Annotated in this window: 28 protein-coding genes; 2 read left to right on the top strand and 26 right to left on the bottom strand. The window is 66.7% G+C overall.

Features of this window, described 5'->3' with window-relative positions; all coding sequences use genetic code 11:
• Positions 1 to 55: 55 nt before the first annotated feature.
• The 22 genes from nagZ to J8I33_RS26280 all read right to left on the bottom strand — a co-directional run bounded on the left by nagZ (position 56) and on the right by J8I33_RS26280 (position 19,913).
• Positions 56 to 1,084 carry a beta-N-acetylhexosaminidase gene (gene nagZ, locus J8I33_RS26385; protein ID WP_209939423.1) on the bottom strand — a complete coding sequence of 343 codons (1,029 nt, stop codon included), beginning with the start codon at positions 1,082 to 1,084 and terminating at the stop codon, positions 56 to 58.
• 16 nt (positions 1,085 to 1,100) lie between these two features.
• A complete protein-coding gene (gene acpS / locus J8I33_RS26380) occupies positions 1,101 to 1,571 on the bottom strand; it encodes a holo-ACP synthase (RefSeq protein WP_209939422.1) in 471 nt (156 codons plus the stop codon).
• Between the two features lie 81 nt (positions 1,572 to 1,652).
• Complete coding sequence (pdxJ, locus tag J8I33_RS26375) at positions 1,653 to 2,429, bottom strand: pyridoxine 5'-phosphate synthase (RefSeq protein ID WP_050011462.1); 777 nt, start codon at positions 2,427 to 2,429, stop codon at positions 1,653 to 1,655.
• Positions 2,426 to 3,262, bottom strand: coding sequence for a DNA repair protein RecO (recO, locus tag J8I33_RS26370; RefSeq protein ID WP_209939421.1), 837 nt, complete (start codon positions 3,260 to 3,262; stop codon positions 2,426 to 2,428). Before recO ends, pdxJ begins: the two co-directional genes overlap by 4 nt.
• On the bottom strand, positions 3,249 to 4,148 hold the full coding sequence (gene era, locus J8I33_RS26365) for a GTPase Era (RefSeq protein ID WP_050011463.1): 900 nt from the start codon (positions 4,146 to 4,148) through the stop codon (positions 3,249 to 3,251). Before era ends, recO begins: the two co-directional genes overlap by 14 nt.
• A gap of 60 nt (positions 4,149 to 4,208) precedes the next feature.
• The gene (gene rnc / locus J8I33_RS26360; RefSeq protein WP_209939440.1) at positions 4,209 to 5,444 is read right to left on the bottom strand and encodes a ribonuclease III; all 1,236 of its coding nucleotides are present in this window, start codon (positions 5,442 to 5,444) and stop codon (positions 4,209 to 4,211) included.
• Positions 5,445 to 5,598: 154 nt separating this feature from the next.
• Positions 5,599 to 6,492 carry a signal peptidase I gene (gene lepB, locus J8I33_RS26355; RefSeq protein WP_050011465.1) on the bottom strand — a complete coding sequence of 298 codons (894 nt, stop codon included), beginning with the start codon at positions 6,490 to 6,492 and terminating at the stop codon, positions 5,599 to 5,601.
• Positions 6,493 to 6,508: 16 nt separating this feature from the next.
• On the bottom strand, positions 6,509 to 8,302 hold the full coding sequence (lepA, locus tag J8I33_RS26350; protein ID WP_069620550.1) for a translation elongation factor 4: 1,794 nt from the start codon (positions 8,300 to 8,302) through the stop codon (positions 6,509 to 6,511).
• 196 nt (positions 8,303 to 8,498) lie between these two features.
• The gene (locus J8I33_RS26345) at positions 8,499 to 8,735 is read right to left on the bottom strand and encodes a glutaredoxin family protein (protein ID WP_050011469.1); all 237 of its coding nucleotides are present in this window, start codon (positions 8,733 to 8,735) and stop codon (positions 8,499 to 8,501) included.
• A gap of 7 nt (positions 8,736 to 8,742) precedes the next feature.
• Positions 8,743 to 10,245: a DegQ family serine endoprotease gene (locus J8I33_RS26340; protein ID WP_124651223.1), complete on the bottom strand. Its 1,503-nt coding sequence runs from the start codon at positions 10,243 to 10,245 to the stop codon at positions 8,743 to 8,745.
• Positions 10,246 to 10,261: 16 nt separating this feature from the next.
• Positions 10,262 to 11,314 carry a MucB/RseB C-terminal domain-containing protein gene (locus J8I33_RS26335; RefSeq protein WP_050011471.1) on the bottom strand — a complete coding sequence of 351 codons (1,053 nt, stop codon included), beginning with the start codon at positions 11,312 to 11,314 and terminating at the stop codon, positions 10,262 to 10,264.
• A 5-nt stretch (positions 11,315 to 11,319) separates the two neighbouring features.
• Complete coding sequence (locus tag J8I33_RS26330) at positions 11,320 to 11,937, bottom strand: RseA family anti-sigma factor (RefSeq protein ID WP_209939420.1); 618 nt, start codon at positions 11,935 to 11,937, stop codon at positions 11,320 to 11,322.
• A gap of 86 nt (positions 11,938 to 12,023) precedes the next feature.
• Positions 12,024 to 12,623 (bottom strand): RNA polymerase sigma factor RpoE, encoded by a 600-nt coding sequence (rpoE, locus tag J8I33_RS26325; protein ID WP_006490873.1) that lies wholly within the window; start codon positions 12,621 to 12,623, stop codon positions 12,024 to 12,026.
• 91 nt (positions 12,624 to 12,714) lie between these two features.
• The gene (locus J8I33_RS26320) at positions 12,715 to 13,179 is read right to left on the bottom strand and encodes a hypothetical protein (RefSeq protein ID WP_050011473.1); all 465 of its coding nucleotides are present in this window, start codon (positions 13,177 to 13,179) and stop codon (positions 12,715 to 12,717) included.
• A gap of 11 nt (positions 13,180 to 13,190) precedes the next feature.
• Entirely contained in the window at positions 13,191 to 14,423 is a 1,233-nt protein-coding gene (gene fabF, locus J8I33_RS26315; protein ID WP_050011474.1) for a beta-ketoacyl-ACP synthase II, read from the bottom strand.
• 164 nt (positions 14,424 to 14,587) lie between these two features.
• Positions 14,588 to 14,827: an acyl carrier protein gene (gene acpP / locus J8I33_RS26310; protein ID WP_004197638.1), complete on the bottom strand. Its 240-nt coding sequence runs from the start codon at positions 14,825 to 14,827 to the stop codon at positions 14,588 to 14,590.
• A gap of 144 nt (positions 14,828 to 14,971) precedes the next feature.
• Positions 14,972 to 15,721, bottom strand: coding sequence for a 3-oxoacyl-ACP reductase FabG (gene fabG / locus J8I33_RS26305; RefSeq protein ID WP_006476504.1), 750 nt, complete (start codon positions 15,719 to 15,721; stop codon positions 14,972 to 14,974).
• Positions 15,722 to 15,757: 36 nt separating this feature from the next.
• A complete protein-coding gene (gene fabD, locus J8I33_RS26300) occupies positions 15,758 to 16,690 on the bottom strand; it encodes an ACP S-malonyltransferase (RefSeq protein WP_012492432.1) in 933 nt (310 codons plus the stop codon).
• 84 nt (positions 16,691 to 16,774) lie between these two features.
• Positions 16,775 to 17,764, bottom strand: a complete 990-nt coding sequence (locus J8I33_RS26295; RefSeq protein ID WP_209929184.1) for a beta-ketoacyl-ACP synthase III — start codon at positions 17,762 to 17,764, stop codon at positions 16,775 to 16,777.
• Positions 17,765 to 18,871 carry a phosphate acyltransferase PlsX gene (gene plsX / locus J8I33_RS26290; protein ID WP_124556911.1) on the bottom strand — a complete coding sequence of 369 codons (1,107 nt, stop codon included), beginning with the start codon at positions 18,869 to 18,871 and terminating at the stop codon, positions 17,765 to 17,767. It abuts the gene before it with no gap.
• Between the two features lie 129 nt (positions 18,872 to 19,000).
• On the bottom strand, positions 19,001 to 19,180 hold the full coding sequence (rpmF, locus tag J8I33_RS26285) for a 50S ribosomal protein L32 (protein ID WP_006051932.1): 180 nt from the start codon (positions 19,178 to 19,180) through the stop codon (positions 19,001 to 19,003).
• 97 nt (positions 19,181 to 19,277) lie between these two features.
• The gene (locus tag J8I33_RS26280; RefSeq protein ID WP_050011478.1) at positions 19,278 to 19,913 is read right to left on the bottom strand and encodes a DUF177 domain-containing protein; all 636 of its coding nucleotides are present in this window, start codon (positions 19,911 to 19,913) and stop codon (positions 19,278 to 19,280) included.
• A 230-nt stretch (positions 19,914 to 20,143) separates the two neighbouring features.
• On the opposite strand from J8I33_RS26280, the gene J8I33_RS26275 reads away from it, so the two are divergent.
• Positions 20,144 to 20,776, top strand: coding sequence for a Maf-like protein (locus J8I33_RS26275; protein WP_209939419.1), 633 nt, complete (start codon positions 20,144 to 20,146; stop codon positions 20,774 to 20,776).
• The gene (locus J8I33_RS26270; RefSeq protein WP_209939418.1) at positions 20,773 to 21,495 is read left to right on the top strand and encodes an SAM-dependent methyltransferase; all 723 of its coding nucleotides are present in this window, start codon (positions 20,773 to 20,775) and stop codon (positions 21,493 to 21,495) included. The genes J8I33_RS26275 and J8I33_RS26270 overlap by 4 nt, the downstream gene beginning before the upstream one ends.
• Positions 21,496 to 21,606: 111 nt before the next feature.
• Here J8I33_RS26270 and J8I33_RS26265 read toward each other — a convergent pair whose 3' ends face one another.
• The 4 genes from J8I33_RS26265 to J8I33_RS26250 are packed head-to-tail and all read right to left on the bottom strand — an operon-like array spanning position 21,607 to position 24,678.
• Complete coding sequence (locus J8I33_RS26265; protein WP_050011480.1) at positions 21,607 to 22,599, bottom strand: S49 family peptidase; 993 nt, start codon at positions 22,597 to 22,599, stop codon at positions 21,607 to 21,609.
• A 12-nt stretch (positions 22,600 to 22,611) separates the two neighbouring features.
• Positions 22,612 to 23,013 (bottom strand): Rieske 2Fe-2S domain-containing protein, encoded by a 402-nt coding sequence (locus J8I33_RS26260; protein WP_050011481.1) that lies wholly within the window; start codon positions 23,011 to 23,013, stop codon positions 22,612 to 22,614.
• The gene (locus J8I33_RS26255; protein ID WP_209929188.1) at positions 23,010 to 23,669 is read right to left on the bottom strand and encodes an HAD-IA family hydrolase; all 660 of its coding nucleotides are present in this window, start codon (positions 23,667 to 23,669) and stop codon (positions 23,010 to 23,012) included. Before J8I33_RS26255 ends, J8I33_RS26260 begins: the two co-directional genes overlap by 4 nt.
• A gap of 4 nt (positions 23,670 to 23,673) precedes the next feature.
• A complete protein-coding gene (locus tag J8I33_RS26250; RefSeq protein ID WP_209929190.1) occupies positions 23,674 to 24,678 on the bottom strand; it encodes an RluA family pseudouridine synthase in 1,005 nt (334 codons plus the stop codon).
• Positions 24,679 to 25,244 lie beyond the last annotated feature (566 nt).

The following is a 25,244-nucleotide window of genomic DNA, read 5'->3' as shown; positions in this document are numbered from 1 at the left end:
TGCGTTCAAATTCATTCCGGCGACCGGAACGGCGCTGCGCGCCATCCCTGTCCGCTTACGCCAGCGCGCTCTTCAGCAGCGCCTGCGCCCGCAGATACTCGGGCTGCGCGATCAGCTTGTCCCATTTGAGCGCCTTGCCGTGCGCGCGCATCCGCTTGATGCGCCGCACCGATTCGGCCGAAGCCCGCGCCTTCAATCCGTTCAGCACGACTTCGGCCGCGTCCGGCTGGTTACACACGAGCACCATGTCGCAACCGGCGGCGAGCGCGGCGTCGGCCGCCTGCGTGAGCGTGCCGCCTTCGCGGGCAGCCTCCATCGACAGGTCGTCGCTGAAGATCGCGCCCGTGAAGCCGAGCTTGCCGCGCAGGATGTCCTGCAACCACACGCGCGAGAATCCGGCCGGCCGCTTGTCGACCTGCGTGTAGATCACGTGCGCCGGAATCACCGCGGCAAGCGACAACCCGAGCCAGTCGTACGGCGCGACGTCCTGCTCGATGATCGCATCGAGCGGGCGGTCGTCGGTCGGCAGCGCGACGTGCGAATCGGCCTCCGCGAAACCGTGCCCGGGAAAATGCTTGCCGCAGTTCGCCATGCCGGCGAGCGACAGCCCGTGGTTCAGGCTCTTCGCGAGCAGCGTGACGACGCGCGGATCGCGATGGAACGCACGATCGCCGATCACCTTCGAGTGCCCGTAGTCGAGGTCGAGCACGGGCGTGAAGCTCATGTCGATCCCGCACGCGCGCAATTCGGCAGCGAGGATGTAGCCAACGGCGGTCGCGACCTTCGTCGCGAGCAGCACGTCGCGATCCCACAGTTCGCCGAGGCGGCGCATCGCGGGCAGCACCGTGAAGCCGTCGGTGCGGAACCGCTGCACGCGCCCGCCCTCGTGATCGACGGCGATCAGGATGTCTTCGCGCACCGCGCGGATCGCGTCGGTCAGCGCGGTCAGTTGCGCACGATTCTGGAAGTGCCGCGCGAACAGGATCACGCCGCCGGTATTCGGATGCGCGAGGCGCCGCGCGTCGTCGCGCGACAGGGTCGTGCCGACGACGTCGAGCATGACCGGGCCGGGAGTCGTTTTCATCAGATCGGGAATTCCGTCAGGAGGAGGTTCGGGAAACAGGTGCAGGGGCACGCGCGGCGGCCGTTTCAGCGTCCGTTTTGGCGTCCGTTTTGGCGTCCGTCTCGGCGACCACGAACGACACCGCGTAGTCGCGTTCGTCGCTGACCGTCACGCGCGCCGTGATGCCACGCGCGGCCAGCCAGTCGGCCAGCTCGCCCGATGCGACCACGTACGGCTCGCCGCTCGGATGGTTGAGCGTCTGCAGCGCGCGCCACGTCATCGGCCAGTGCATGCCGAGCCCGATTGCCTTCGAGAACGCTTCCTTCGCGGAAAAACGCGTCGCGAGAAACGCGATGCCGCGCGCCTCGGAGCGTGCGCGCCGCGCATGGAACACGCGCAGTTCGTCGGGGCCGAGCACCTTCTCGGCAAACCGGCCGCCCGTGCGTTCGAGCACGGCCGCGACGCGGCTCACCTGCGCGATGTCGGTACCGATGCCGTAGATCGCCATGTCAGCCTCCGCCGGAGTGGCCCGGCAAGGCCGGGGCAGGCGCGTCGCACACGCCGTGCGGGGCGCGGCAGCCTCGCATCGTCAGCGTGCGCCGCCGTGCAGCGCGGCGACGCGTGCGGCGACCATGATCGCCTTCATCTCGCGCACCGCGTTGTCCCAGCCCGCGAAGATCGCGTGCGCGACGATCGCGTGGCCGATGTTCAGTTCGACGATGCCGTCGATCGCGGCGATCTGCTGCACGTTCGTGTAGTGCAACCCGTGGCCCGCATTGACCTTCAGGCCCAGCCGCGCGCCGGCCTGCACGCCCGCGACGATACGCTCATATTCGCGCTGCTGCTCCGCTTCGTCGTGCGCTTCGGCGTAGCGGCCCGTATGCAGCTCGATCACCGGCGCGCCGGCTTCGTGCGCGGCGCGGATCTGCGTGTCGTCCGGGTCGATGAACAGCGACACGCGCACGCCCACGTCGGCGAGCTGCTTGCACGCCGCGCGCACGGCCTCGAAGTGGCCGGCCACGTCGAGACCGCCTTCGGTCGTCAGTTCCGCGCGCTTCTCCGGCACGAGGCACGCGTCGTGCGGACGCACTTCGCACGCGATGTCGAGCATCTCGGCCGTCACCGCGCATTCGAGATTCATGCGCGTCTTCAGCAGCGGGCGCAGTTCGCGCACGTCGGCGTCGACGATGTGACGACGATCCTCGCGCAAATGCAGCGTGATCGCGTCCGCACCGGCCTCTTCGGCGGCGAGCGCCGCGCGGATCGGATCGGGATAGCGCGTGCCGCGCGCATTGCGCAGCGTCGCGACGTGGTCGATGTTCACGCCAAGGTCGATGGCGGTGGGCGTGGTCAGGAAGAAGCTCATAGGTTTTGCAGGTCGATCAGGATCTGACGCGTGGCGAGCGGCGTGCCGCCGAGATAGGTGTTCAGCAGGAAGCGCATCAGCGTCTTGCTCTGCGCGACCGTCTGGGCTCGATGGTAATCGTCCTGCTCCATGTCGAGCAACGTCTGCCCGGTGATGACCGGCCAGTGCGACGGCACGTCGTCGTCCGCATTGCGCACGCCGCGCTCCGGATCGAACACGTAGCGGCGCTCGGGTTCGACCGCGCGACGCGCGACCGTGCGGTTCAGCGCCATCGCATAGCCGGTCTCGCGCAGCAGCACGCGCTCGAACGAGCGCAGCACCTGCACGGCGGGCTCGCCGTGCGCGAGACGCGTGAGCGTCAGCACGTAATGATTGAACAGCGGCGGCTGCGGATCCTCGCGCGCGCAGAATTTCACGAGCAACTCGTTCGCGTAGAAACCGCACAACAGTCCGTCGCCGCCGAGCGGCAGCATCCCGCCGACCCACTCGGCGCCCGTCAGCGTGCGCACCTCGGATTTGCCGGACCACGACAGCAGTAGCGGCTGGAAGGTCTGCAATACGCCGCGCAACGCGGAGTGCGGGCGCTTCGCGCCCTTCGCGACGAGCGCGAGCCGGCCATAATCACGCGTCAGCACGTCGACGATCAGGCTCGTTTCCCGATACGGGTAGCTGTGCAGCACGAACGCCGGCTGCTCGGCGACGCGGAAATCGGACGTGCGAGACGTCGCGCGCCGCGCTTTGCGCGGCGGTTCAGGCGGTGCCGGCAGCGGCGCGTCGTTCGCGCCGGCCGTCACCGCGTCTTCAGTCGACGTCAGCGCGTCATTCGTACCCATAGGCGCGCAGCCCCGCCTCGTTGTCGGCCCAGCCGCTCTTCACCTTCACGAAGGTCTCGAGGTACACGGGGCCGTCGAACAGCTTTTCCATGTCCATCCGCGCCTCGGTGCTGATCTGCTTGAGTTTCTCGCCCTTCTTGCCGATCACCATCGCCTTGTGCGAATCGCGCTCGACGAGGATCGTCGCGAAGATGCGCTTCAGGCGGCCCTCCTCCTCGAACTTGTCGATCAGCACGGTGCTCGTGTACGGCAGCTCGTCGCCGGTCCAGCGGAATACCTTCTCGCGCAGGATTTCGGCCGCGAGAAAGCGCGAGCTGCGGTCGGTCAGTTCGTCCTCGCCGTAGATCGGCTCGCCTTCCGGCAGGTACGGCTTGATCGTGTCCAGCAGGCGCTTGATGTCTTCCGGCTTCTGCGCGGACAGCGGCACGAGCTCGGTGAACTCGCGCAGCCCGCTCACCTTCTGCATGAACGGGAACAGCGTGGCCTTGTCGTTCACGCGGTCGATCTTGTTCGCGATCAGCAGCGTCGGCATGCCGGGCGGGATCAGGTCGAGCACCTTCTGGTCGTCGGGCCCGAAGCGGCCGGCCTCGATCACGAACAGGATCACGTCGACCGACGTCAGCGTCGACGTGACCGCGCGGTTCAGCGAACGGTTCAGCGCGGTGCTGTGACGGGTCTGGAAGCCGGGCGTGTCGACGAACACGAATTGCGCGTCGTCGAACGTGTTGATGCCGGTGATGCGGTGACGGGTCGTCTGCGCCTTGCGCGACGTGATGCTGATCTTCTGGCCGACGAGTGCGTTCATCAACGTCGACTTGCCGACGTTCGGGCGGCCCACGATCGCGATCATGCCGCAACGGAAACCGGTAGGAGCGGGAGTGTTCATATCGTTTGGGAGACAGGTTCGGAAACGGCCGCGCGGCGCGCGGCACGATCGATGGGCAATTCAGTGGTCGGCATCGGCCACGCGCGCCTGCGCGGCAGCCAGGCTCGCGCCGCCGGGCGGCGTGTCGGCGTCGGGCGCCGCGGCATCGCGTGCGCGCGCCGGCGCGCGCGCGGCGGTGTCGGCGCCCGCCGCAGGCTTGTCGGCCGACGACGATGCCGGATCGGCCGCATGGCCGGCCGGTTTGTCGGCTGCGCGCGGCGCGGCCTCGGCGGGCTTTTCCGCGGCCTTGTCGGCCCGCTCGGCCGGTTTGTCGGCCACCTTGTCGGTCGCCGGTTTCACCGTCCGTTCACCCTTGTCCGTTGCCGGCTCGACATGCGCCGCGCGAATCGCGGCCATCGGCGCGACGGCCGGCTCGACGCCCGCAGCTGCAGTAGCAGCCGCAACGGTTGCCGCCGGCACCGCGCCGGCCGCCCGGGCCTCGCGCGCCGCCGCACGTTCCTTCCGCTCGGGCGAGCGCAGGTCGAGCGCTTCCTGCACGCCCTTCACGCCCGGCACGATCTCGGGTTCGACATGCTTGGACCCACGCGCGTTTTTCGAGCGCTTCGGCTTCGCGGCCAGCATCGGCGCGGCCGCCATCACTTCGTCGAGTGCCTTCTTCGCGGCGGCCTGCTCGGCCGCGCGCCGGCTCGCGCCGGAACCCGATACCTTCACGTCCAGCTTCGGCACCGTGCACTCGACCTCGAACTGCTGATTGTGCGCCGCACCATGCGTCGCGACGACCGTATAGGTGGGCAGCGCGATCTTGTGCCCCTGCAGGTATTCCTGCAGCAGCGTCTTCGCGTCCTTGCCGAGCGTGCGCGGATCGATGTGGTCGAGAATCGGGATATAGAGGCGCTTGATGACCCCTTGGGCGGCTTCGAAGCCGCCATCGAGGAATACGGCCCCGATGATGGCTTCGAACGCGTCCGCGAGGATCGACGGGCGGCGGAACCCGCCGCTGCGCAACTCGCCCTCGCCCAGCCGCAAGCCGTCCGAAATATTCAGGGCCTGAGCAATTTCGTACAGCGACTGCTGTTTGACGAGGTTGGCGCGTACGCGCGACAGGTCACCTTCGTCCAGCTTGCCGAACCGCTGGAACAAAAGGGCGGCCACCGCGCAATTCAGAACGGAATCGCCGAGAAACTCGAGCCGTTCGTTGTGCGTGGCACTGTGACTGCGATGGGTCAAAGCCTGGCGCAACAATTCCGCATTGCGAAATTCGTAGCGCAGCCGGCTTTCCAACTGGGATGAGGGCATGTGCAGGAGTATAACGCGGGCGCCCGGTCGGGCCGAAACGGCACGGCCGGACACGAAAAGGCGTGACGAGGCGGTGTTACCGCCGGTTCTTAAAGTCGTTCGGCACGACGCGACGCGGCCCGTGCGTCGCGTCGTGCGTGTACATCGAAGGCGGTCAGTTGAAGGAACCGATGCGCTTCAGGTCGCCGAAGTTCATCCAGATGAAGAACGCGCGGCCGACGATGTTCTGGTCCGGCACGAAACCCCAGTAGCGGCTGTCCGCGCTGTTGTCGCGGTTGTCGCCCATCATGAAGTAATGACCGGGCGGCACCTTGCAGATCACGCCGCGGCTGTTGTACGTGCAGTTGTCGCGATACGGATAGTCGTATGCGCCCATCACGAACGGCGGCACGGCCGGGTTGTTGAGGATCGCGTTCTTCTTGGTGCCGATCGTTTCCTCGAACTGCTTCGCGTAATTCTGGCGCTCGTCGTCGAAGAAATCGGGCAGCGGCGTTTCCGGCACCGGCTGGCCGTTGATCGTCAGCTGCTTGTCCTGGTACGCGACCGTGTCGCCCGGCAGGCCGATCACGCGCTTGATGTAGTCGACCGACTCGTCCTTCGGATAGCGGAACACGACGACGTCGCCGCGCGACAGCGGACTGCCCTGCGTGATCTTCGTGTTGGTGACCGGCAGGCGCAGCCCGTACTCGAACTTGTTGACGAGGATGAAGTCGCCGACGAGCAACGTCGGCACCATCGAGCCCGACGGAATCTTGAACGGCTCGACGATGAACGAACGCACGACGAACACGGCCAGGATCACCGGGAAGAAGCTTGCCGTGTACTCGAGCCACCACGGCTGGCGCAGCTTTTCGTCACGCAGCTTCGACCGCGTCTGCGTCGCGTTTTCGTCCGCGAAACGCTTGTCGATGCGCGACTGCTGGCGATCGAACTCCTCGATCGCCGAGTCGGCCGCCTTGCGACGCCGCGGCAGGAACACCAGTTTGTCCAACACCCACGCTACGCCCGTCACGACGACGAGCACAAAAAGAATCAGCGCAAAATTCATAAAAGGATCAGTCCTGTTATTTGTCTTCGACGCGCAAGATCGCGAGGAACGCCTCCTGCGGGATCTCGACCGAACCCACCTGCTTCATGCGTTTCTTACCTTCTTTCTGCTTCTCGAGCAGTTTCTTCTTCCGCGTGATGTCGCCGCCGTAGCACTTCGCGAGCACGTTCTTGCGCAGTGCCTTGATGTTCTCGCGCGCAACGATGTGCGCGCCAATCGCGGCCTGGATCGCCACGTCGTACATCTGGCGCGGAATGATCTCGCGCATCTTCGCGGCGACTTCGCGGCCGCGATATTGCGACTGCGACCGGTGCACGATGATCGACAGCGCATCGACCTTGTCGCCGTTGATCAGCATGTCGACCTTCACGACGTCCGACGAACGGTATTCCTTGAACTCGTAGTCCATCGACGCATAGCCGCGCGACACCGACTTCAGGCGATCGAAGAAGTCGAGCACGATCTCGGCCATCGGGATCTCGTACGTGAGCTGCACCTGACGGCCGTGATACTGCATGTTGATCTGCGAGCCGCGCTTCTGCTCGCACAGCGTGATCACCGAGCCGACGTAATCCTGCGGCATGTACAGGTTCACGGTGACGATCGGCTCGCGCACTTCGGCGATGCGGCCGGGCTCCGGCATCTTCGCCGGGTTCTCGACCATGATCGTCGAGCCGTCGCTCTGCACGACCTCGTAGACGACCGTCGGCGCGGTCGTGATGAGGTCCATGTCGAACTCGCGCTCGAGCCGCTCCTGCACGATTTCCATGTGCAGCAGCCCGAGGAAGCCGCAGCGGAAACCGAAGCCGAGCGCCTGCGACACTTCCGGCTCGTACTGCAGCGACGCGTCGTTCAGCTTCAGCTTCTCGAGCGATTCGCGCAGCGCGTCGTACTGGTTCGCCTCGACCGGGTACAGCCCCGCGAACACCTGCGGCTTCACTTCCTTGAAGCCCGGCAGCGGCTCGGCGGCGGGCTTGGTCGCGTGCGTGACGGTATCGCCGACCTTCGCGGCCGTCAGTTCCTTGATGCCGGCGATGATGAAGCCCACCTGCCCGGCCGACAGCGACTCGAGATTGCGCGACTTCGGCGTGAACACGCCGACGTGCTCGACCGGATACTGCGCGCCGGTCGCCATCATCTTGATCTTGTCCTTCGGACGCAGCGTGCCGTTGACGATACGCACGAGCATCACGACGCCGACGTAGTTGTCGAACCACGAATCGATGATCAGCGCCTGCAGCGGCGCGGCCGGATCGCCCTTCGGCGGCGGCACCTTCGCGATCAGCGACTCGAGCACGTCTTCGACGCCGAGGCCCGTCTTCGCGCTGCAGCGCGTCGCGTCGGTCGCGTCGATGCCGATCACGTCCTCGATCTCCTCGATCGCGTTCTCGGGGTTCGCGGCCGGCAGGTCGATCTTGTTCAGCACCGGCACGACCTCGACGCCGAGCTCGATCGCCGTGTAGCAGTTCGCGACCGTCTGCGCCTCGACGCCCTGGCTCGCGTCGACCACCAGCAGCGCGCCTTCGCACGCGGACAGCGAACGGCTGACCTCGTACGAGAAGTCGACGTGCCCCGGCGTGTCGATCAGGTTCAGGTTGTAGACCTTGCCGTCGCGTGCGCGATAGGACAACGCGGCCGTCTGCGCCTTGATCGTGATGCCGCGCTCGCGCTCGATGTCCATCGAGTCGAGCACCTGCGCTTCCATTTCACGGTCGGCGAGGCCGCCGCATACCTGGATGATGCGATCCGCGAGTGTCGACTTGCCATGGTCGATGTGCGCGATGATCGAGAAATTGCGAATATGATCCATTCAGTGCCGATCAAGCGAAAAAGGCGCGCTCGACGACTGCGGAGCACGCCTTGTGTAAGTCGGTGAAAAAACGGCTTATTTTAGCCGAAAAGGCTTACGCCGGGCGGGATTTCGGACGCCCGCCCCGCGGGAGCCGGCGGCGCGCCCGCCGGATCAAACCCCGTATGAAGCGGCACGGGGCCGCGGCAAGCCAGGCTCAACGCCGGGCCGCCAGCGCGCCGCGCACCCGGGCGTCGTCGAACCGGTGGCGGCACACTTCCGCGCCGTCCAGCAGCAGCACCGGCACGTCCTCGTCGTAACGCGCGACGAGCGCCGCATCGGTGTCGATGTCGACGTAGTCGACCGAGACGCCGAATTCGGCCGCCACCGGCGCCAGTGCGTCGCGCATGTCGTCGCACAGGTGGCACCAGCCGCGGCCGTAGAGCGTGAACATCGGCGCGTTACTTCTGGGTCGCGCGCGGCCGCACCGGCACGAACTGCGTGTTGTCGCCGCGCCGCACGAGCACCGCGACCGCCTTCTGCGGATCGAGCTGCGCGGTCACGTCGGCGAACTGCTTCGCGTTCGCGATGTCGATGTCGCCGACGCGCAGCACGATGTCGCCGCGCTGCAGGCCCGCACGGGCGGCCGGGCCGTCGACGCCATCGATCTGCACACCGTTCTTCAGCTTCAGCGTCTTCAGTTGCTCCGCCGTCAGGTCGCTGACCGTCAGGCCGAGCGAATTGGCCTGACGCGGCTTCTGCGGCGCGTTCTTGCGCTGCTCGGCCTTCGCCGTCGACTCGGCCGGCGTCTCGGCGATCGTGATCGGCAGATCGCGTGCCTGACCCTTGCGCCACACGCTAACCGTCGCCTTCGTGCCGGGCTTCGTGTCGCCGACCATGCGCGGCAGGTCCGACGCCGCCTCGACCGGACGACCGTTGAACTTCAGGATAATGTCGCCCGGCTGGATGCCGGCCTTGTCGGCCGGGCCGCCCGGCTCGACGCTGCTGACGAGCGCGCCTTCGGCCTTCGGCAGCCCGATCGAGTCGGCCACGTCCTTCGTCACCTCGCCGATCGCCACCGCGATCCGGCCGCGCGTGACCTTGCCGGTCGCCTTCAGCTGGTCGGCCACGCGCATCGCCTCGTCGATCGGAATCGCGAACGAAATGCCCATGAAGCCGCCAGTGCGGCTGTAGATCTGCGAGTTGATGCCGATCACCTCGCCCTGCATGTTGATCAGCGGCCCGCCCGAGTTGCCGGGGTTCACGGCGACGTCGGTCTGGATGAACGGCAGGTAGTCGCCCGTGTTGCGGCTCTTCGAGCTGACGATGCCGGCCGTGACCGTGTTGTCGAGGCCGAACGGCGAACCGATCGCGACGACCCACTCGCCGACGCGCACCTTGTTCGAATCGCCGATCGCGACCACCGGCAGGTTCGACGCCTGGATCTTGACGACCGCGACGTCCGTGCGGTCGTCGACGCCGATCAGCTTCGCCTTGAATTCGCGCTTGTCGGTCAGCGTCACGTAGATGGTGTCCGCATCGTCGACGACGTGCGCATTGGTCATCACGTAACCGTCGGCCGACACGATGAAGCCCGAGCCGACGCCGCGGTTCTGCTCGGTGTCGGGCCCATTGTCCGGCGCCGGCGCGTTCTTCGGGTTGCCGCCGTTGCCGCCGCCGTTGCCGGGCGCCTGCGGCAGCGGAATGCCGAAGAAGCGCCGGAAGAATTCCGACATGTCGCCGTTGTCGAAGCCGGGCGGGAGCACGCCGCGCGGGCCGGGTACCGGCACGTTCGCGGTGGTCCGGATGTTCACGACCGCGGGGCCCACCTTTTCGACGAGGTCGGCGAAATCGGGCAGGCTGGCAGCGGGAGGCGTGACAGCGACAGCGGTTTGCGGGACGAGCGGCAGGCAGGCACACAGCGCCGCCGCCGCGAGCACTTTGCGCAGCGTGAGTTTCGTCATGTCGGGAGCCGTAGCGTTACTTGGAAGCCTTGTATTCTATGGCAGACGCGAACTGCTGCAACGTTGCCGGCGGCACTTCGCCGAGCACGGTGATCCAGTAGTCGCCGCGGCGCTTCACGAGAACGTGCGTGGCGCCGGTGCTGCCCGCGCCTTCCTTGCGCGTGTTTTTCTCGGCCGGCTCGATGAAGACCGAGACCGTCGCGAGGCCGTCGGTGAAGACGGCCTGGTCGACCGGGATCGGCGGATCGCCCGCATCGCGCGCGGCCATCGGCCGGCGCACTTCACGAATCTTCTGGAAGCCGGCGACGCTCGGCGCGAGCTGCCAGCCCTGCGCTTCCATGTCGACCGTCGCGACCGGCGGACGCACGACCGTCCAGCCGCCCAGGTTGCGCATGCCCGCTGCGATCGCAGCCTTGTCGCCACTTGCGCCGCCCGTCTGCACTTGCGAGAACGCGATCTGCTCGAGCACGCGATCGTTCGCGTCGAGCGTCTGCGAACGCAGCAGCAGCCCGGTGCGCGCGTCGGCCCACAGCTTGTACGTGAAACGGTACGCGTCCTTCGGCACGAGCTCGACGACTTGTGCGTCGATCCCGGCCACGCGGTCCTTGCCGAGCGACTTCGCATCGTAGACGGACATCACGTGCTCGCCGCTCGCGCCGAGCAGCGCGGGGAACGAATCACGCGTCTGACGGCGCTCGACCACGCACAGCTTGCGTTCGGGCACGAACGTGTACAGCTCGTCGTTGTGCCGCAGCAGTTTGCGCGGCTTGCCGTCGAGCGTTTCGATCCGCTCGAACTCGCCGTCGCGGGACGAGACGTGCGCGATGCGCGACGACTGCACGTATCCGCCGCGCTGGTAGACGAACGTACCTTCGTAGCTCTGCTGCTGCGCGGCCTGCTGGACGCGGTCGAGCCAGTCCGCGGCGCCCTTGCGGGTCGCGACGGGATCGTCCGGTTGCTGGGCGCTGGCGGGAAGGGATTGAACGGACAACAGGGCGGCTGCGCAAAGCAGGAGGGCCGGCAGCCGCTTCCATCCGGAGATGGCGTGATTCAACTGCAATGTCCGCATCGGGTTTATTGGCCTGGCGTGGTGGTCACGGCAGCGCGGATCAGCGGCATCGAACCCGTGACGACGGGCTGCTGCGCGAATTGCTGGTGCGCTTCAAGATATTGGTCGAGGCTCGCGTCGCGAATGATGTTGACGTCCTGCAGGCCCGGCTGGGTCGATGCCTGCGCAACCGTCACGCGCTGCAGGTTGCCGCTCTGCGGCGCGCCTGCCGACGCGACCTGAACGGCGCCCGGCGCACCGGCCGTCTGCATCTGCGGGACGACGATCCACGTCAGCGTGGCGGCCGCGGCGGCCACCGCGAACGCGGGCACGACACGGCGGCGCAGCGACAGCAGCTTGCGCGCGACCGGTGCAGCCGCCGGCGCCAGCAGGTGCGGCTCGCTTTCGAGCGCCGCCGACATGCGCGCGGTGAACGCGACGCTCAGCGCGGGCGGCAGCGCGAGCTCGTCCGAGCGCAGCGCATCGCCAATCAGATGGTAATGGGCCCACACGGCGCGATCCGCGCGGTCGAGCTCAGCCAGAAACTGCCCGTGATCCGGGCCATCGAACATTTCGCCGTCGACCAGCGCGGAAAGGCGCTCGCCGCGCGAGCACGCTTGCGATTGCGTATTGACCGACCCCATGATGCTCCCCATCTTGCACACCCCGTCGTGACTTCACGACTCTATCCGTAACTAGACCCCGACCCGCGTCGTTCCGCCCGTCGCGCTTACCAGCGCTTGCCTTCGGGCGTATCGAGCAGCGGACGCAATTTGGCAGCGATTGCTTCGCGCGCGCGGAAGATCCGCGACCGGACCGTCCCGATCGGACAGCCCATCATTTCCGCGATCTCTTCGTAGCTCAGGCCCTCGATCTCGCGCAGCGTGATTGCCTGGCGCAGTTCTTCGGGCAGCAGAGCCATTGCAGCGTTGACCGTCTCGGCAATCTGCTTGCTCATCAACATCGACTCAGGCGTGTTGATATCCCTTAGTTGGTCTGCGTCGGAGAAAGTTTCCGCTTCCTCCGCATCGGCCTCGGTCGAGGTCGGCGCCCGGCGGCCTTGCGTCGCAAGGTAGTTCTTCGCCGTGTTGACGGCAATTCGGTACAACCACGTATAGAACGCCGATTCGCCGCGGAATTGCGGCAGCGCACGATACGCCTTGATGAACGCGTCCTGGGCCACGTCCTCGACCTCGGCGGGATCCCGCACGAGGCGCGAGATCAGCCGAATGATCTTGCGGTGGTATTTGGAGACCAGGAGTTCGAACGCCGCCTTGTCGCCCTTCTGTACGCGCTCGACCAGAGCCTGATCGATTTCTTTTTCACTCACCTGACAAATCCGTTAACTAGGGATGCAACGCGGAGCGTTATTGTAGCGTTCCGGCGCCGGCCGCTGGTTACGGTCGGTAACCGCGCGGCCGTCATGCCCGCGCCGCCGCCCCGGCCGTTCTCGCCAGCACCGACAGCGCACTGAACGACGCGGCATCGAGCGCGTCGGCCGGAATCAGCAGCGGCCGCGCGCGCCGGGCACCCTGCCCGACCGACAGCACCAGCAGCAGGCTGCTCCAGTGCGCATGGCCCGTCACACGGCCGCGGGCCAGCAAGCGCCCGGTGCGGCCAAACGCCGCAATCTCCCCGAACGCATCGATTTGCAGCTCGGCCGGCAGCCGGCGGGCGCAAGCCCGCGCCGCGCATACGGCCAGCAGCGCCGCCGTCACAGCCGCCACGCCTGCGCCGGCGGCAGCGCCCGCGCGCGGCGCCCAGAACAGGTACGCCGATGCGGCAGCCGACGCGACGAACGCGGCCAGCACGAGATACGACACGGCCGAGGCCCGCAACGCAAAGCGCTGCGGACGCCCGGCCGGAGCATCGAATGGACTCGTCAAGCGATTCGACGTCAGACGCGCTTGAACACCAGCGTGCCGTTGGTCCCGCCGAAGCCGAAGTTGTTCTTCACGGCCACGTCGATCTTCATGTCACGCGCGGTGTTCGCGCAGTAATCGAGATCGCACTCGGGGTCCTGGTTGAAGATGTTGATGGTCGGCGGCGACACGTTGTTGTGCAGCGCCAGCACCGTGAACACCGATTCGAGGCCGCCCGCGCCACCCAGCAGGTGGCCCGTCATCGACTTCGTCGAGTTCACGACGAGCTTGTACGCGTGCTCGCCGAACGCCGCCTTCACCGCGTCGGACTCGTTCTTGTCGCCCAGCGGCGTGGACGTGCCATGCGCGTTCAGGTACTGGACCTCGTCGGCGTTCATGCCGGCGTCGCGCAGGGCCGCGACCATGCAGCGGCGCGGACCATCCATGTTCGGCGCGGTCATGTGGTACGCGTCGCCCGTCATGCCGAAGCCTGCGACTTCCGCATAGATCTTCGCGCCGCGCGCCTTCGCCGCCTCGTACTCTTCGAGCACCATCACGCCGGAACCCTCGCCCAGCACGAAGCCGTCGCGGTCCTTGTCCCACGGACGCGACGCGGTCGCCGGATCGTCGTTGCGGGTCGACAGCGCGCGTGCTGCCGCGAAACCGCCGATGCCGAGCGGCGAGACCGTCGATTCGGCGCCGCCCGCGACCATCACGTCGGCGTCGCCGGCCTGGATCAGGCGCGCGGCGAGGCCGATGGAGTGCAGGCCGGTCGTGCAGGCCGTGACGGCCGCGAGGTTCGGGCCCTTCAGGCCGAACATGATGCTCAGGTGACCCGAGATCATGTTGATGATCGAACCCGGCACGAAGAACGGCGAAATCCGGCGCGCGCCGCGATCGACGTAGGTCTGGTGCGTATCCTCGATCATCGGCAGGCCGCCGATGCCGGAACCGACCAGCACGCCGATGCGTTCCGCGTTGGCTTCGGTCACTTCCAGCCCGCTGTCCCGGATGGCCTGGACGCCGGCGGCGATGCCGTAATGGATGAACGTATCCATGTTCCGGGCTTCCTTCGCCGGGATGTACTCCTCGGCGCTGAAACCCTTCACTTCGCCCGCGAAATGGCAGGCGAGGTTCGACGCATCGAACTTCGTGACGGTGGCGATACCGGACTTGCCGGCGACGAGATTGGCCCAGCCGTCGGCAACATTATTGCCAACAGGCGAAATCAGCCCCAGGCCTGTAACGACAACACGACGGCGGCTCACGGTAACCTCTTTTCCATTATTGGATGACAAAAACAAAAGCCACAGTGGCCACAGGAACCAGCCCTGCGAGCCCTGTGGCTGTTAGTCCGTCCGGCGCGGAGCCGGCAGGATGGCGCGTCAATCGCGATGATCGCGGCGACGTGGCGGACAAGCGCGAAAGGCGCTTACGCCTTGACGTTTGCGCGAGCGTAGTCGATCGCTTGCTGAACGGTCGTGATCTTCTCTGCTTCTTCGTCCGGGATTTCCATGCCGAACTCGTCTTCCAGAGCCATCACCAGTTCGACCGTGTCGAGCGAATCGGCGCCCAGGTCGTTCACGAACGAAGCTTCGTTCTTGATCTCGGCTTCCGCGACGCCCAGTTGCTCAGCGACGATCTTCTTGACACGTTGTTCGATGTTGTCCATTACCCCTCCGAGGGAAAGTTCAGATTTACAAGTGCGCGCATTTTATCAGGTTTGCTGACGGCAAAACGCGCGTTGGCTTGATGGTCGATCAAGCGCCGGTCCGCCTGAAAAACGGGATACGGCGCGGATGGTAAACGAAAACCGTTACGACATGTACATGCCGCCGTTCACGTGCAGCGTCGTACCGGTGATGTAACCGGCCTGCGGCGATGCGAGGAACGCGACGGCATGGGCGATGTCCTCCGGGCTGCCGAGGCGGCCGAGCGGAATCTGGGTCTTGAGCGCGGCCTGCTGTTCTTCCGGCAGCGTCTTCGTCATGTCGGTGTCGATGAAGCCCGGCGCCACGCAGTTCACGGTGATGCCGCGGCTACCGATCTCGCGCGCGAGCGCCCGCGTCATGCCCGCGACGCCGGCCTTCGCGGCCGCGTAGTTGACCTGACCCGGATTGCCGGCCGAGCCGACCACCGACGTGATGTTGATGATACGGCCGCCGCGCGCCTTCATCATCGGGCGCAGCACCGCACGCGACAGGCGGAACACCGACTTCAGGTTGGTGTCGATCACCGCGTCCCAGTCCTCGTCCTTCATCCGCATCGCGAGCTGGTCCTGCGTGATGCCCGCGTTGTTGACGAGCACGTTCAGCGCGCCGAATTCCTTCACGGTCGCATCGATCAGCGCCTCGGCGGCTGCCGCGTCGTTGACGTTCAGCACCGCGCCGCGGCCCGTGACGCCCGCTTCCGCGAACGCCGCGGTGATCGCGGCGGCGCCCGATTCGCTCGTCGCCGTGCCGATCACCGTCGCGCCCAGGCGCGCGAGTTCGAGCGCGATCGAACGGCCGATGCCGCGCGACGCGCCGGTCACGATCGCAACCTGTTTATCGAGAGTCTTGTCCATGAATCGAATATCCGTTGCTTGGGAAAAGGCGCCGCGTCAGGCGGTCGCGAGCTTGAGCGCTTCGTCGAGCGAAGCCGGATCGAACACCGACGCACCCGTCAGGTTGCCGTCGATGCGCTTCGTCAGGCCGGCCAGCACCTTGCCCGGACCGCATTCGATCACGTGCGTGACGCCCGTGCCGGCGATGTGCCGCACGCACTCGACCCAGCGCACCGGGCCTGCGGCCTGGCGCACCAGCGCATCCTTGATCGCGGCCGGATCGCTGACCACGGCGACGTCGATGTTGTTGACGACCGGAATCTGCGGCGCCTTCACGTCGACGTTCGCGAGATAGTCGCGCAGCTGGTCCGACGCCGGCTTGAGCAGCGACGAATGGAACGGCGCCGACACCGGCAGCGGCAGCGCGCGCTTCGCGCCCTTCGCCTTCGCGATCTCGCATGCCTTTTCGACCGCGGCCTTGCTGCCGGCGATCACGACCTGCGCGGGCGCATTGAAGTTCACCGCTTCGACGACGCCCGCTTCCGCGGCTTCGGCGCACACCGCGCGCACCGTGTCGTCGTCGAGGCCCAAGATCGCGGCCATGCCGCCCTGGCCGACCGGCACGGCCGTCTGCATCGCCTGCGCACGGAAGCGCACGAGCGGCACCGCGTCCTTGAACGCAAGCGCGCCGGCCGCGACGAGCGCCGTGTATTCGCCGAGGCTGTGGCCGGCGACGATCGACGGCGCCGGGCCGCCTGCCTGCTGCCACGCGCGGTAGCACGCGTATGCGGCGGTCAGCATCACGGGCTGCGTGTTGGTGGTCAGGTTCAGCTCTTCGGCCGGACCTTCGGCGATCAGCTTGCCGAGATCCTGATTGAGCGCATCGGACGCTTCCTGGAGCGTCTCGCGCACGACGGCCAGATCGGCGAATGCGTTGAGCATGCCGATCGCTTGCGAGCCCTGCCCCGGAAAAACGAATGCAAATTTCATATCGTCCCCAATTGAATCGATTCGGACGGTGCGCACGAACGGCGCGCCGACGGGATCCGCGCGCGGCTTGTCGCGCGCCGCGGATCAGAAGCGGAAGACCGACGCGCCCCAGGTGAAGCCGCCGCCGACGCCTTCGATCAGCACGTGTTGGCCACGCTGGATGCGGCCGTCACGCACCGCGGCGTCGAGCGCCAGCGGGATCGACGCCGCCGACGTGTTGCCGTGCTGGTCGACCGTCACGACCATGCGCTCCTGCGGCAGGCCGAGCTTGCGGCAGGTGCTGGTCATGATGCGGATGTTGGCCTGGTGCGGAATCAGCCAGTCGATTTGCTCGGGCGCGAGATTCGCCTTCGCGAGCGCTTCGATCGCGACTTTTTCGAGCACGTTGACCGCGAGCTTGAATACGGCCTGCCCGTCCATGTGCAGGAATGCGCTGCCGTCGATCACGCCGCGATTGACGTTGCCCGGCGTGCACAGGATGTTCGAGTAGCTGCCGTCCGCGTGCAGCGCGCTGCCGAGCACGCCCGGTTCTTCCGACGCGGACAGGATCACCGCGCCCGCGCCGTCGCCGAACAGCACGCAGGTCGTGCGGTCCTTGAAGTCGAGAATGCGCGAGAACGTCTCCGCGCCGACGATCAGCGCGGTGCGGTGCTGGCCGCTGCGGATGAAGCTGTCGGCCGTGGCCATCGCATACGCGAAACCCGAGCATACGGCCTGCACGTCGAATGCCGCACCGCCGTTCTTGATGCCGAGCTTGTTCTGCAGCAGGCACGCGGTGCTCGGGAACACGAAATCGGGGGTCGAAGTCGCGACGATGATCAGGTCGATCGACTGCGGATCGATACCGGCCGCTTCGATCGCACGACGCGACGCCTCGAGCGCGAGATCGCTCGTCGCGACGTCGGGTGCGGCGAAATGGCGCGCGTGGATGCCCGTGCGCGCGACGATCCATTCGTCGCTGGTCTCGATGCCTTCCTTCGCAAGACGATCGGTCAACTGCTGGTTCGTGACGCGGTCGGGCGGCAGGTAGCTGCCCGTGCCGAGCACGCGGGAATAGAGAGTCGATTGGGCCATTTATGCTTTAGAGGATTGCGCAGCGGAAGGTTCGGCGTGATGGCCTGCGGCCGGGCTTGCCTGGCCCGCGCCGCCCGCGTCGTGTCCGCCATCGCCGAGCGACACTGAATTATCCGCCATCGCGCGCGCGAGGCGCTCCAGCACCCCGTTTTTGACGGCATCATACCCGCGTTTGATCGCCCACTCAAACGCGTACGCGTCGGCCGAACCGTGGCTCTTGATCACGAGGCTCTTCAGCCCCAGCAGCGCCGCGCCGTTGTACTGGCGGTGGTCGACGCGCTTCTTGAAACGCATCAGCACCGGCAGCGCGAGCAACGCCATCAGCCTCGACATCAGCGAACGGCCGAACTCCTCGCGGATGATGTTCGACAGCATCTGCGCGAGCCCTTCGGACGTCTTCAGCGCGACGTTGCCGACGAAGCCGTCGCACACGATCACGTCGACGGTGCCCTTGTAGATGTCGTTGCCTTCCACGTTGCCGCGGAAATTGAGCGTGCTGGCGCGCAGCAGCTCGCCTGCGCGCTTGATCGTCTCGTTGCCCTTGATGACCTCTTCGCCGATGTTCAGCAGGCCGATCGTCGGGCGCTCCTTGCCTTCGAGCGCGGCCACGAGCGCGTGCCCCATCTCCGCGAACTGCAGCAGGTGCTGCGGCTCGCAGTCGACGTTCGCGCCGAGGTCCAGCATCATCGTGTAGCCGGTCGGGTTCGGCAGCGCGGACGCGATCGCGGGCCGCTCGATGCCGGGCAGCGTCTTGAGCACGTAACGGGAAACGGCCATCAGCGCGCCGGTATTGCCGGCCGAGATGCAGGCCTGCGCCGCGCCTTCCTTGACGTGGTTGAGCGCGACGCGCATCGAAGAATCCTTCTTCTTGCGCAGCGCCACTTCGACAGGATCGTCCATCGCCACGACTTCGGTGGCGGGCACGATGGTCAACGCGGGATCGTCGAGGGCTTTCAGCTTCTTCAGCTGAGCGCGAATCGCGCTTTCGATGCCGACGAGCATCAGGTGCGCATCGGGATGCGCGCGGACGAACTTGACTGCCGCGGGAACGGTCACGGACGGGCCGTGGTCGCCTCCCATGCAATCGATTGTGAGCTTTACGGTCATGGAATGCGACGAATTTCAGGCACAAAAAAGCGGCAGTTGAATGCCGCCTTTTTGTTGAGCCAGGAAAGTGTCAAGCGAACCAGTTGTCACGCGAACGGCGAGCGTAGCGCGCAACGCGTGACTTGACGCTTAGTCGTTCTTCGTCTTGACGACTTTCTTGCCGCGATAGTAGCCGTTCGGGCTGACGTGGTGACGCAGATGCACTTCACCCGTGCTCGGCTCGACTGCCAGCGGCGCTGCCGTCAGGAAATCGTGCGAACGATGCATGCCGCGCTTCGACGGCGACTTCTTGTTTTGCTGGACTGCCATGACTAACTCCTAAATAATTTTCCGGATTCTAACACAGCCCGATCCGGCGCTTAACTACCCTGGCCCAAAGCCCTACGCCTTCCCGCGCCACAACTGCTTAGTGTTTCTTGGTGCCGTCACCGTCCTTCTTCAACGCTTGCAGCGCTGCGAACGGATTCGGCCGTTTGCCTTCGTCCCCGGCTTCGTCGGACTCCTCGTCCGCCGCTTCCGCGGGACCGCTCGCGCCCGACACGAGGCTTTCGTGAACTGCCGGGCAAACCTCGTGCTTGGGCACGAGCGGCAACGAAAGCAGCAATTCCTCTTCGATCAAGTCGACGAGATCGAACTGGCGTGAGCCCACGATCACATCGGCTTCATCGTCGTCGAGCGGAAATTCCTCAGCTTCTTCTTCGGTCGCGACGACCCGGTACGTCATGTCGACGTCGAACGTCTGATCGTACGGCGTCACGCAGCGCTGGCACGTGAGCCACGCATGGCCGTGCACCGCGAGGCGCAGATACGGCTGCTGCCCGTCGGCGCCGTCGTCCTGCAACTCCTTCTGCGTGAACCCTTCCGCCTGCCACGTGAAGACCGTGTCGCGATCTGGCGCGTCCGTCGGCACTTCGTTTAACATGCGCGGCAGTTGCGAGAGGCGCACCGCCCCGGCTGCCTGCCGCCCGCTGCGGGCGAACTCGAACAGGTCGACCGCGTGCGGATCGAGCGCCGCCGCAGGTTTGCCAGAAGAAGTGTTCATGTGCGCTCCTGCCTACAGGCTGACTTGCGGATCCGGCTTGGCACCGCTCGCGTACGGCTCATCGAAGGATGACGTACTTTACTTCCGAAGACCCGGCAGGCGCCACCACAACGAAAGCCTGCCGACGAAAAGCGGGAAAGCATACCTGTTTTACCTTTTGCGGTCAATCACTTAAGCTTGCGTCCGCGCAACGCCGCGCCACACCTGACGACTCACCGATCCAACCGACCATGCCGGATACCGTTTGCCGCCCGCCGCGGCTGATTCTTGCCTCCAGTTCCCGCTACCGCCGCGCGCTCCTCGAGCGCCTCGGCGTGCCCTTCGACGTCGTGTCGCCCGACCTCGACGAAACCCCGCTCGCCGGCGAAACGCCGGCCGCGACCGCGCTGCGCCTCGCCGGCACGAAGGCGCGGGCCGTGGCCGCGACGATCGATGCGCCGGACGGCGTGCTCGTGATCGGGTCGGACCAGGTCGCGACCTTCGACGGGCACCAGATCGGCAAGCCCGGCACGCACGAGCGCGCGCTCGCGCAGCTCATGTCGATGCAGGGCCGCGAAGTCGAATTCCACAGTGCGCTCTGCCTGTACGACAGCCGCACCGACGACGCGCAGGTCGAGGACATCGTCACGCACGTGCGCTTCCGTTCGCTGCCCGAAGCCGAACTCGACGCCTACCTGCGCGCGGAAACGCCGTACGACGTGGCCGGCAGCGCGAAGTCCGAAGGGCTCGGCATCGCGCTGCTCGACGCGATCGACTCGGACGACCCGACCGCGCTCGTCGGCCTGCCGCTGATCGCCCTCACGCGGATGCTGCGCGCCGCCGACTATCCGCTGTTTGCCACCACCCGAGGAGACCGCGCATGACCGCCGGCACGCTTTATCTGGTCCCGAACACGCTCGGCGAAGGCGACGAATCGATGCTCGCCGCCGTGCTGCCCGCCGCCGTGCAGGCGCGCGCCGGCACGCTCGGCTATTACATCGGCGAGAACGCGAAAACGACGCGCGCGTTTCTGAAGAAGATCGGCACGACGCGGCCGATCCAGGAAATCGAGATCAGCGAGCTGAACGTCAATACGCCGGCCGGCGCCATCGACCGGCTGCTCGCGCCCGTGCTGGCCGGCGCGGACGCGGGCCTCGTGTCGGAAGCCGGCTGCCCGGCCGTCGCCGACCCCGGCGCGCTGCTGGTGCGCCGCGCGCACGAGCGCGGCGTGAAGGTCGTGCCGCTCGTCGGGCCGAGTTCGATCCTGCTCGCGCTGATGGCGTCGGGCCTGAACGGCCAGAGCTTCGCGTTCAACGGCTATCTGCCGGTCGATGCGACCGCGCGCGCGAAACGGCTGCGCGAACTCGAGCAACTGTCGCGCAAGGCGCGCCAGACGCAGATCTTCATCGAAACGCCGTACCGGAATCACGCGATGCTCGACACGCTGGTCGCGACCTGCGCGCCGTCGACGCAGATCTGCGTCGCGGCCGACCTGACCCTCGCGACCGAAACGATCGCGAGCCGCACGGTGGCCGACTGGAAAAAAGCGCCTGCGCCGAATCTGCACAAGCGCCCCGCGATCTTCCTGCTGCTCGCGAATTGATGCCGCGAACGGCGATCCGCCAGCCAGATGAAAGGCGGGCCGTCGCGGCCCGCCGATTGCCGCCAGCCGATTGCCGCCAGCCGTCAGCCGTCAGCCGTCAGCCGTCAGCCGTCAGCGCAGGCTGACCGACGCGCCGCCGGCCGTCAGCGCCTTCATCGCGGCGCCGCCGACGGCCGCGCCGAACTTGCGCGCGACGCGATTCGTCAGGCTTTCCTTCACCGTGTAGTCGACCAGATCCGGCGCCTTCAGCACGTCGCGTGCGACCGTGTCGGTCGTGCCGTAGCCGTCGGCGAGGCCCAGTTCGACGCTCTTTTCGCCGGTCCAGAACAGGCCCGAGAACATGTCGGGCGTCTCGTGCAGCCGCTTGCCGCGGCCATCCTTCACCGCCTTGATGAACTGCGCATGCACCTGGTCGAGCAGTGCCTGCGCGTGCGCGTCCATCTTCGGCGTTTCCGGCGAGAACGGATCGTAGAAGCCCTTGTTTTCGCCCGACGTGTGCAGGCGCCGCTCGACGCCGAGCTTGCCCATCAGCCCGGTGAAGCCGAACCCGTCCATCAGCACGCCGATCGACCCGACGATGCTCGCCTTGTCGACGAAGATCTTGTCGGCGGCGGACGCGATGTAATAGCCGCCCGACGCGCACATGTCGGTCACGACGACGTACAGCGGCTTGTCCGGATACTTGCCGCGCAACCGCCGGATCTCGTCGTAGACCATCCCGGCCTGCACCGGGCTGCCGCCCGGGCTGTTGATCCGCAGCACGACGCCGACCGTGCCGTCGTCGTCGAAGGCGGCGTCGAGCGCCGTGTTGATGTCGTCGGCGTTCGCGTTGACGCCGGCCGCGATCTCGCCGTCGATCGTCACGAGCGCCGTATGCCGCCCGCTCGCCGAAAACTTCGAATCGCTCGAGAAATCGATCAGCGCAAACGCGAACAGCACGAACACGCCGAGAAACGCGAAGCGGAAGAAGATCTTCCAGCGCCGTGCCGCGCGCTGCTCCTTGACGGCCGCGAGCGCGATCCGCTCGAGCGCCGCGCGCTCCCAGCTCGGTTCACGGCTGTCGGGACGGGAGGAGGAATCCGGGGAATTCGGTTGGTCGGCCATGCAGTAGTGTCGTCAATCGGTCGTGGCGGAAGTGGCAGGATGCAGGTCCGCATCGGGCACCCAGAATACCGCACGGCCGTCGGGCGTGTCGCGCTCGTCGACCTCGACCGGTCGCAGGCGGCCGCCGCGGCACGGGCCGCCGACGCACTTGCCGGTATCCGGCGCGTAGATCGCGCCGTGCGTCGCGCACATCAGATAGAGGCCCGACGACTCGAAGAACTGCCCTTCGGCCCAGTCGAGCTCCATCGGCACGTGCGCGCAGCGGTTCAGGTAGCCGTACGCGCGGCCGTCGTAACGCACGAAGAACACGACGGCCTGCTCGCCGCGCAGCGTCGCGTCGACGCGCACGCCGACGCCGCCGTCGGTCAGCGCGTCGGACGCGCATACGCGCACGGCGTCCGGCGCCGCGCTCATGCGTGCTCCCGCAGCCAGGCGGCCAGCGCGCCGACGTCCGGCGCGACGAAGCGCGGCGTGAGCGCCGCCAGCGCATCGGCCGGGTGCGCGCCGTACGCGACGCCGACGCCGGCCGCGCCGGCGCTGGCGGCCATCTGCAGGTCGTGCGTAGTGTCGCCGATCATCACGGTGCGCGACAGGTCCTGCCCCAATTCCCGCGACAACTCGTGCAGCATCGCCGGATGCGGTTTCGAGAACGTCTCGTCCGCGCAGCGCGTCGCATCGAACCAGCTCGTCAGTTTCGACTGGTCGAGCACGCGGTTCAGCCCGACCCGCCCTTTGCCGGTTGCGACGGCGAGCAGGTAGCCCGTGTCGCGCAGTTCGGCGAGCAGCTCGCGCACGCCGGCGAACAGTTGGATACGCTGGTCGTCGAGCAGATAGTGATAGCGATAGCGTTCGGCCAGCCGCGCATAGTCGGACGGATCGAGGGTCGGAGCCGCGATCTGCAGCGCGTCGCGCAGCCCGAGGCCGATCACGTAGCGCGAGGCCTCGTCGGACGGCGTGGGCAGACCGAGATCGCGGCATGCGGCCTGGATGCTGTGCGCGATGTGCGCAGTCGAATCCATCAGCGTGCCGTCCCAGTCGAAGACGATCAGGTCAAATTGCTGTCGAGCCATGCGTTCAGGCGGTATCGCGCAATGCGCTGAGTTGATCGAGGAAGCGCCGGCATTCGGCCGGCAACGGCGCATCGAACTGCAGCGCCTCGCCGGTCAGCGGATGCGCGAGCTTGAGGCGGTGCGCATGCAGGAACATCCGCTTCAGCGACGGCTGCGCGTTCGCGCGCGCCAGCGCCTTGTTCAGTGCGAAATCGCCATACTTCGCGTCGCCGGCGATCGGCAAGCCGAGATGCGCGAGGTGCACCCGTATCTGATGGGTCCGACCCGTTTTGAGTTCCGCTTCGACGAGCACATAGTCGGACCAGCGGTCGACGAGGTTGAACACCGTATGCGAGGCCAGCCCATCGTCCTGCACGCGCACGCGGCGCTCCCCTTCCGGGGTCGAATACTTGAACAGCGGCGCCTTCACCGCGCGGCGCCGGCCCCAGTCGGGTTGCCATTCGCCGTGCGCGCACGCGAAGTAGCGCTTGTCCATCCGGTTCTCGCGGATCTGCTCGTGCAGCGCGACGAGCGCCGTGCGCTTCTTCGCGAGCATCAGGATGCCGGACGTCTCGCGGTCGAGCCGGTGCACCAGTTCGAGGAATTTCGCGCGCGGGCGCGCCTGCCGCATCTGCTCGATCACGCCGAACGCGACGCCGCTGCCGCCGTGGACCGCGACCCCGGCCGGCTTGTCGATCACGAGCATCGCGTCGTCCTCGTACAGCACGTCGAAATTCGCGGGCGGCACGACCGGCGTGTCGGCGCGTGCGAGGTCGGCCGCGGCCACGCGCACCGGCGGCACGCGGACGAGGTCGCCCAGTTCCAGGCGGTACTGCGCGTCGATCCGGCCCTTGTTCACGCGCACTTCGCCGCTGCGCAGGATCCGGTAAATATGGCTTTTCGGCACGCCTTTACAGACGCGCAACAGGAAATTGTCGATGCGCTGACCGGCCGAGTTTTCGTCGATCTCGATCATCGATACCTGGCCGCTTGCGACCGAATTCTGGGATATTTTGCCTAACTCATTCATACTGAATATAATTTTGCCCAGCCTGACGTTGTGGGTGGCCTGATCGGCCGGCCCCGGCTGAATTGGGCAAGGCGCAAGCGCAAACCGCTATTTTACTTGCGCCGGGGGTCCGCTGCTCGCCCCTAATCAAAGAGATGCAGCAAGTTGCACGCACGGCGCCGCCCGTCGGCAAGGATCGCGCCCACAGGCGGATTCGGTCGGCAAGGCGCCGCGGTAACGGAAAGTTGGTTGAAAAGAATTTGATCGGCAGCCCGACGGCGCGCAGTGCGTCCGCAGGCTGCCGGTTGCGAAAATTACGGCGTTGCGCCCGATTTGGCCCCGCGAAGCGTGCGGGGCTTGGCGACGTCAAACCAGGGAAGTACACCCCAAGCGGGAAAGTCGGGCTGGATTCGATACTCCCCGCTGCGGCCCAAGCCGCAGCATCTGCCGCCCGTCGGCGCGCGCGACGCATTGCGCGCGCCCGTGGCAATGCCCGGACAGGCTTAGCGCGCTTTTGCAGCGTGCGGTGTGTGAACGCCGTGCTTTGAAGCCGTATTCGCAGGTGCCCTATGGCCGCCGGCCCCGTC

This window comes from Burkholderia sp. AcTa6-5, from assembly GCF_017815075.1.
GTDB lineage: Bacteria > Pseudomonadota > Gammaproteobacteria > Burkholderiales > Burkholderiaceae > Burkholderia > Burkholderia sola.
This window is presented reverse-complemented; position numbering and strand designations above follow the sequence as displayed.

Excerpts from the sequence above, each read along its gene's own strand:
- J8I33_RS26255 (WP_209929188.1), bottom strand. The coding sequence starts at position 23,669 with ATGGCTCGACAGCAATTTGACCTGATCGTCTTCGACTGGGACGGCACG.
- pdxJ (WP_050011462.1), bottom strand. The coding sequence starts at position 2,429 with ATGAGCTTCTTCCTGACCACGCCCACCGCCATCGACCTTGGCGTGAAC.
- acpP (WP_004197638.1), bottom strand. The coding sequence starts at position 14,827 with ATGGACAACATCGAACAACGTGTCAAGAAGATCGTCGCTGAGCAACTG.
- J8I33_RS26340 (WP_124651223.1), bottom strand. The coding sequence starts at position 10,245 with ATGACGAAACTCACGCTGCGCAAAGTGCTCGCGGCGGCGGCGCTGTGT.
- J8I33_RS26275 (WP_209939419.1), top strand. The coding sequence starts at position 20,144 with ATGCCGGATACCGTTTGCCGCCCGCCGCGGCTGATTCTTGCCTCCAGT.
- rnc (WP_209939440.1), bottom strand. The coding sequence starts at position 5,444 with ATGCCCTCATCCCAGTTGGAAAGCCGGCTGCGCTACGAATTTCGCAAT.
- fabD (WP_012492432.1), bottom strand. The coding sequence starts at position 16,690 with ATGAAATTTGCATTCGTTTTTCCGGGGCAGGGCTCGCAAGCGATCGGC.
- lepB (WP_050011465.1), bottom strand. The coding sequence starts at position 6,492 with ATGAATTTTGCGCTGATTCTTTTTGTGCTCGTCGTCGTGACGGGCGTA.
- J8I33_RS26345 (WP_050011469.1), bottom strand. The coding sequence starts at position 8,735 with ATGTTCACGCTCTACGGCCGCGGCTGGTGCCACCTGTGCGACGACATG.
- lepA (WP_069620550.1), bottom strand. The coding sequence starts at position 8,302 with ATGGATCATATTCGCAATTTCTCGATCATCGCGCACATCGACCATGGC.
- J8I33_RS26280 (WP_050011478.1), bottom strand. The coding sequence starts at position 19,913 with ATGAACACTTCTTCTGGCAAACCTGCGGCGGCGCTCGATCCGCACGCG.
- acpS (WP_209939422.1), bottom strand. The coding sequence starts at position 1,571 with ATGGCGATCTACGGCATCGGTACCGACATCGCGCAGGTGAGCCGCGTC.
- J8I33_RS26270 (WP_209939418.1), top strand. The coding sequence starts at position 20,773 with ATGACCGCCGGCACGCTTTATCTGGTCCCGAACACGCTCGGCGAAGGC.
- J8I33_RS26250 (WP_209929190.1), bottom strand. The coding sequence starts at position 24,678 with ATGAATGAGTTAGGCAAAATATCCCAGAATTCGGTCGCAAGCGGCCAG.
- era (WP_050011463.1), bottom strand. The coding sequence starts at position 4,148 with ATGAACACTCCCGCTCCTACCGGTTTCCGTTGCGGCATGATCGCGATC.
- J8I33_RS26265 (WP_050011480.1), bottom strand. The coding sequence starts at position 22,599 with ATGGCCGACCAACCGAATTCCCCGGATTCCTCCTCCCGTCCCGACAGC.
- nagZ (WP_209939423.1), bottom strand. The coding sequence starts at position 1,084 with ATGAAAACGACTCCCGGCCCGGTCATGCTCGACGTCGTCGGCACGACC.
- plsX (WP_124556911.1), bottom strand. The coding sequence starts at position 18,871 with ATGACCGTAAAGCTCACAATCGATTGCATGGGAGGCGACCACGGCCCG.
- rpmF (WP_006051932.1), bottom strand. The coding sequence starts at position 19,180 with ATGGCAGTCCAGCAAAACAAGAAGTCGCCGTCGAAGCGCGGCATGCAT.
- J8I33_RS26260 (WP_050011481.1), bottom strand. The coding sequence starts at position 23,013 with ATGAGCGCGGCGCCGGACGCCGTGCGCGTATGCGCGTCCGACGCGCTG.
- fabG (WP_006476504.1), bottom strand. The coding sequence starts at position 15,721 with ATGGACAAGACTCTCGATAAACAGGTTGCGATCGTGACCGGCGCGTCG.
- J8I33_RS26330 (WP_209939420.1), bottom strand. The coding sequence starts at position 11,937 with ATGGGGTCGGTCAATACGCAATCGCAAGCGTGCTCGCGCGGCGAGCGC.
- recO (WP_209939421.1), bottom strand. The coding sequence starts at position 3,262 with ATGGGTACGAATGACGCGCTGACGTCGACTGAAGACGCGGTGACGGCC.
- J8I33_RS26335 (WP_050011471.1), bottom strand. The coding sequence starts at position 11,314 with ATGCGGACATTGCAGTTGAATCACGCCATCTCCGGATGGAAGCGGCTG.
- J8I33_RS26295 (WP_209929184.1), bottom strand. The coding sequence starts at position 17,764 with ATGGCCCAATCGACTCTCTATTCCCGCGTGCTCGGCACGGGCAGCTAC.